The organism is bacterium, from assembly GCA_037131655.1.
Taxonomy (GTDB): domain Bacteria; phylum Armatimonadota; class Fimbriimonadia; order Fimbriimonadales; family JBAXQP01; genus JBAXQP01.
Window position 1 is genome coordinate 1 of sequence record JBAXQP010000183.1, and the last position, 5,670, is coordinate 5,670.

Annotated in this window: 6 protein-coding genes; 3 read left to right on the forward strand and 3 right to left on the reverse strand. The window is 46.7% G+C overall.

Annotation, left to right across the window (positions count from 1 at the left end):
• Positions 1-271 precede the first annotated feature (271 nt).
• Positions 272-1,663: a phosphomannomutase/phosphoglucomutase gene (locus tag WCO51_09035; GenBank protein ID MEI6513404.1), complete on the forward strand. Its 1,392-nt coding sequence runs from the start codon at positions 272-274 to the stop codon at positions 1,661-1,663.
• Positions 1,664-1,682: 19 nt separating this feature from the next.
• On the opposite strand, the gene WCO51_09040 is transcribed toward WCO51_09035, so the two are convergent.
• Positions 1,683-2,087: a nuclear transport factor 2 family protein gene (locus tag WCO51_09040; protein ID MEI6513405.1), complete on the reverse strand. Its 405-nt coding sequence runs from the start codon at positions 2,085-2,087 to the stop codon at positions 1,683-1,685.
• Positions 2,088-2,324: 237 nt separating this feature from the next.
• Here WCO51_09040 and WCO51_09045 point away from each other — a divergent pair, with 237 nt between their 5' ends.
• The gene (locus WCO51_09045) at positions 2,325-3,032 is read left to right on the forward strand and encodes a hypothetical protein (GenBank protein MEI6513406.1); all 708 of its coding nucleotides are present in this window, start codon (positions 2,325-2,327) and stop codon (positions 3,030-3,032) included.
• 19 nt (positions 3,033-3,051) lie between these two features.
• On the forward strand, positions 3,052-3,303 hold the full coding sequence (locus tag WCO51_09050) for a glutaredoxin family protein (GenBank protein MEI6513407.1): 252 nt from the start codon (positions 3,052-3,054) through the stop codon (positions 3,301-3,303).
• 69 nt (positions 3,304-3,372) lie between these two features.
• On the opposite strand, the gene WCO51_09055 is transcribed toward WCO51_09050, so the two are convergent.
• Entirely contained in the window at positions 3,373-4,503 is a 1,131-nt protein-coding gene (locus WCO51_09055; protein MEI6513408.1) for an isocitrate/isopropylmalate family dehydrogenase, read from the reverse strand.
• A gap of 30 nt (positions 4,504-4,533) precedes the next feature.
• On the reverse strand, positions 4,534-5,463 hold the full coding sequence (locus WCO51_09060; GenBank protein MEI6513409.1) for a phosphoribosylaminoimidazolesuccinocarboxamide synthase: 930 nt from the start codon (positions 5,461-5,463) through the stop codon (positions 4,534-4,536).
• Positions 5,464-5,670 lie beyond the last annotated feature (207 nt).

A 5,670-nucleotide genomic window follows, 5' to 3' on the forward strand; every position in this document is an offset into this window, starting at 1 on the left:
TAATAGGGCTTTGGAGTAGTTTGCGCCATCACAATACTCGCCAGCCAACTCACTATCAGAAACGCTGTTAACCTCCGCCTCACCGCTTGACCTCCTGCGCTCAATCTGCCTGTTGTTTTCCATCTTGTCTGAGAGGTTAAAATCTGTGGTATTGCCTGATAATTCAAAATCCGGTAAGAATAGGCGGAATAAGCCCGGTAAGACTTAGGGACGAGATAGGGGCATCAGGTTCGGGTATATTATCAGAAGTGTTCGGGTAAGTGAGAAGACAGTGAAATTAAGCGCATTTAAAGAGTGTGATATTAGGGGACTGGTCGACAGCGAGGTCACCGAAGAACTCGCCTATAAAGTAGGGCGGGCAATTGCGAGCCTTGCCGGTTCTACACGCGCAGTTGTAGGCGGTGATGTACGTATAAGCACGCCTGCACTCAAACAAGCTGTGGTTCAGGGATTTATCGATTCTGGCTGCGATGTGATCGACCTTGGGACCATCTCTACACCGCTTTTCTACTTTGCGCGACAGCATTTAGACATCGACTGCGGAGTAATGGTTACCGCTTCTCATAATCCTGCCTCTTACAATGGCTTCAAAATCACGATCAATGCTCATCCGGTAACTCTCGAACAAATGAAGCGATTACTTAATTGCATCTGCTTGAATGACTTTCTAAGCGGTAAGGGAAACTATACTGAATTGAACCTGGATAAGGCCTATAAGGACTTCTTATTAAAGGCCTTTCCAGCAAGTGATGCTCATTGCAAAGTAGTGGTTGATGCCGGTAATGGCGCTTACTCGCTGATTGCGCCTGAAGTTTTCAAAGCAGCAGGCTATTCTGTTGTGCCTCTCTTTTGCGTGCCTGACGGCAGCTTCCCCAACCGCTCCCCCAATTCCGCCTCATCGGAGAATTTAACGGCGCTTTCGGATTTAGTCATAGCCACAGGGGCAGATATGGGGGTCGGTTTTGATGGTGATGGTGATCGCGTCTCGTTTGTCGATGAAACCGGCACGTTTGTCCCATCGGACGTAATGATTGCTCTCCTAGCTCAGGCGGTTTTGGAGAATAACCCTAATCGAGCCATTGTTTTCGACCAGAAGTGTTCTCAGATCGTGCCTGAAACAATTGAGAAGGCGAGCGGTATTCCGATAATAGAAAAATCCGGTCATACCTTTATTAAAACACGCATGATTTCCGAGCAAGCCATCTTTGGTGGAGAAGTAAGTGGTCATTACTTCTTTGAAAGCCTTCATGGCGGCGATGACGGCCTTTATTCTGCGTTATTTGTTGGCCGGTTATTGTCACAAGGAACGGCAACGCTTTCGCAACGAGCGGCAAGCATCCCCCGATACACAACACTTCCCGATATTAGAATTCCTTTTGACGGCAATTCTAAAGAGTTGTTAGATAATATCGAGGCGGGATTAGATGGTACTGCGACAATCCTCAAACTCGATGGTATTCGAGCGCTCTTTGAGGAGGGATGGGGGTTGGTAAGAGCTTCAGTGACTGAACCCGCGATCACTTTTCGCTTCGAAGCCTATCGTCCTGAGAACCTAGCGCTCATCATTGAGCGTTTCGCAAAGTCACTCCCCCCCAAGCTTCGCATGAAGTTAGAGGAAAAGATCGAGCATCTCAGCCTTATTGATGAAGAAGTGGACGAATAAAACAGTTTCATCTTCGTAATTATGCTTCGTAAGTTTCTACTCCGGGAGAGCGATGGAGGTGTACCATCCGCCATTTATTGTCTTGTTTTGCAAAAACACGGGTTTCATTGAAGGTTTGAAACCCGACTTTTCCGTCATCACTTTGAGTGACAAGCAAGGAATAGGCGATTATTGCGAATTCTCCGTAGAGTTGGATACGGGGGGTGAGAATATCAGTTCGAATATTTGTTCGGTTAGCAAGGGCACGCTGAGACATGAGGTTAATGTGAAAATCAATGGAATCGATGCGATAGGGTGCGATATCCGATTCGAATGATGAGACATCTTCATCTACGAGTTCGCGGTAAGCTCGCGTATCATTCCGATAAACCGCATCAATTAGCGCTTCAAGTGCGTCAAAAACAGCTTTTTCGTCAGGCGTCATTTTCAATACTCCTTTGCAAGTACCCGTGACCACATGGTCTTCAATCAGCGAACTTTTTGATAAGCCCTCATTCCCTAATTATAGGGGATTTGAGCAAAATCAGAAAGACCTCGTCCAGAGTTTATTATATTACTTAGAAGGAAGTAATAATTACTAGGAAATTCTGCCGAAAGGGAGCAATATCATCTTCTGATGACGTTGTGTATAATAGGATTAAGCTATTTTGGGAGGCTGATATTGTCACAGCGCCGTTCCGAGGTTGTTGAACAGCTTTATGCTCAGGCAATCACGTTGTTTGTGATTGGCCTTGTTGTGCTTGGGACAGGATATGTGCTGCTGAAATACTTTTGCGATTATGTAAGTGTATTGGCATGGTTGCTTCTTCTCGGGGGAACAGGAGGGCTTTTATTCGGCGCATTTCGGTGTGTGCAGTCTCTTCAAGTCGGTTCATATGAAGTAATTTGTCCTTATTGCTGGCGACCACAGGTTCTAACAGCTATCCCGCTAATGGATTTCCACTGTGATGATTGTCATCGCATTGTGCCGGTTGTCGATGGCAAAGCGCTGGAGGCGTCCCCCATCGATTGTTCCAACTGCGGAACGACCAACTTCTATACTGCCGCATCAACTTCGCTTATATGCGAGTCTTGTTCCGGCCCAATTGCTTTACCTAGCGCTATCCAAATTTCTCCGCCGAAAGTCTTGGACGATAACACTGAATACGAGGTAGTCTTACTAGAACTTGGAAAAGATCCGGATAAAGTAATTGATGCGCTCGTTCAGCTTCTCAGAATGACGTACGAGCATGTAGTTGGGATGTTGAAGACTTTTCCCGTATCCCTTTTTCAGGGTGTGAACAAACATCGATCGGAATTATTGATTCAGTATCTAACTGAGTTAGGCGCGCTGGTTGAAGCACGCCCGGTAAAGAGCAACAGAATATAAGGATCAAAGGAGCGACATTATGCCTAAAGAAGTAAAGTTATACTGTGCCGATTGGTGTGCTGATTGCACCCATCTCCGCCATTATTTCCGTCTCAATGAGGTGAAGTTCTGCGAAATTAACATCGATGAAACGCAGGGCGCTTTAGATGAGATGAAAGCGCTCAACGGTGGAACAGACAAGGTTCCCACGGTAGTAATCGGTGAAATCGTCCTCGTCGAGCCAAATTTCGAAGAACTAAACAAAGCCCTTGGCATCACCGCTAAGAATTAGTAGCGTTTTTTGGGGAAATGAAAATTTAATGCATCGGTATTAGAGAGAAGCTGGAGAAGCCTTCCCCACTCATTCTTCGATGGCTTTTCGGCAGAAGTCTTTGGCTCGTTGGGTTAGCTCGTCTAGCATGAAAGATCGGTAATTTGGGTCACGAAGATTATTATAGACAGCTTCTTCTAAAATTCTTGACGCCTTATCTTCCCCTAAAGCCTGAAGCATAAGCGATGCGGCTCGAAGGGATGCTTCGGGTTTAAGTTTGCGCGTTTCCCCAGAATAGAATAAGTCCGGCGCTGTGCCATGAACCGGCTCATAAGTGTTCGGATACTTGCCGGTCGGGTCAATATTGGCTGATGGAGCACAACTCAAGCCGCCTTGAAGAGGGGCAAAGAGATCGGAATAGATGTCCCCGACTGCACTGTCAGCCAGGATGACTGCCCCTTTGAAAACTTCCGGATGCAGCATGACTTCGGAGGCAAGGGTATCAGGCGCTCGAACTTGAATGATCTCTCGCACTTCATCAGGAAGCTCACTGATAGCCGAATCGATTGTCTTACCGGGATAGGCTTGGAGCAACCGTTTGAAGGCAAAAATCGCTTTAGGATGTTCTGGATTTCTCTGCCTGGCTCGCCTAGCTGCATAAACAAGAACCATCGTTAGGTCTTTCTTCGGGAAAACACTCTCTTGAATACCGACTTCATTCGGTTCGCCTTCGTTGTCTATCCGCCCTCGGTCAGTATAAGTTCCAAGTTTGTTGGCAATAATGACATCGAAATCAACATCCGGGTATTTAGCGTAGCGATGGAATGTCTCAATTCCCGGAGGTAGAACGATTGGTCGAAGTGTGGCGATTTGACTGAGACCCTCGCGTATACCGATGATCAACCCACGTTCAGGCTCACCGTGACGGTATCTCGTCGGATCGCCAATTGCAACCTGATAGAGTTGATCGCAGGTTTTTAAATCTTCGATATCCTGAGCTTCTAAAGTGACCTTATCATAAGTTGCGCCGTAATAGAAAACCTTCCACTCGACAGGCTTTTTCAGGATGCTCTTAGAAGGATTTTCCATGAAAACGCTGATAACATCCTGCACTCGTTCAAGAAGAATAGGAGCGCAGCAATCCCCTCGAATAGCACCGATAATGTATCGGTCGGGATTGGCGCTCCGATATAAATTGGGTTCATCTGAATCGACTCGCATTGAAATACCTCTTTCGGAAGCTTGAAAAAACTACTTGTAGGTCAATTCCTTGCCGCTTAGTCGTAGATAGGCTTCACGGTATTTATCAGCGGTCTTTTCAATAACTTCTTCCGGAAGATTGGGTGCAGGCGGTTGTTTATTCCAGTCAATCGACTCGAGGTAGTCTCGCACAAATTGCTTGTCAAAGCTGAGCTGAGGTTTCCCTGGCGAATAGGTTAATTCTGCCCAGAAACGTGACGAGTCGGGGGTTAGTACTTCATCGATTAAATAGATGTCATCCCCACGCAGGCCAAACTCAAACTTGGTGTCAGCGATGATAACGCCGCGCATCAGCGCATAGTCGGCTGCTTCTTGATAAACTGAAATGCTATAAGAAGCTAAAGTGTCTGCCACTTCGCCGATCATAGCCCGCGCTTCGGCAATGCCGACATTCTCATCATGACCAGAGGTCGCCTTAGTCGCAGGGGTGAATATGGGCGTGGGTAATTTGTCGGAGTTGTGAAGTCCGGACGGAAGAGAAATGCCGTGAATGACTACCGCTTCATTCTGTCCACAGGCTTGAACGTACTCTTTCCATAATGAACCGGCGAGATAACCTCGTACAACGCATTCAACAGGAAAAGGCTGCGTCTTAAGCACCAACATTGAACGGTCAGCCAATGTGTCTTTATAAGAGCCGGGGTTCGGAACACCTGATTCGGCCAAAGCGGTTTCGATAGCTGCCCATTCACAGCTAATCATATGATTCGGGCTGGCAGTAGCAAGCGTATCAAACCAGAAGCGGCTAATTTGAGTTAGAACCCGCCCTTTGTCCATAATGGGATTTGGCAAAACCACATCAAAAGCGGACAGCCGGTCGGTAGCAACCATGAGCATCCGGTCGCCAAGATCATACATATCACGAACTTTCCCGCGGATAGGAGCGGGCAAGCCTTCAATCTTTGTTTCAAGAACATCCATACAGAAATAATAACCTCTAGCAAGTCCGACTGTCAATGGGGAAAGGGATTAGTTTTTAGGGATGAGAGGCAAGATACCGGATTAAATTAAGAATTTGGACTGAATTAAAGGATGGTGATTTTGAGGGACTTCTACCAATTATCTCTCTCTAGCCATAGGGCTAGGTGGAGGTTACTTTGGCACAAACCGCCACGCAACGCCCCTTTT

Coding starts and splice junctions, on each gene's coding strand:
- WCO51_09060 (MEI6513409.1), bottom strand. CDS start 5,463: ATGGATGTTCTTGAAACAAAGATTGAAGGCTTGCCCGCTCCTATCCGC.
- WCO51_09050 (MEI6513407.1), top strand. CDS start 3,052: ATGCCTAAAGAAGTAAAGTTATACTGTGCCGATTGGTGTGCTGATTGC.
- WCO51_09040 (MEI6513405.1), bottom strand. CDS start 2,087: ATGACGCCTGACGAAAAAGCTGTTTTTGACGCACTTGAAGCGCTAATT.
- WCO51_09055 (MEI6513408.1), bottom strand. CDS start 4,503: ATGCGAGTCGATTCAGATGAACCCAATTTATATCGGAGCGCCAATCCC.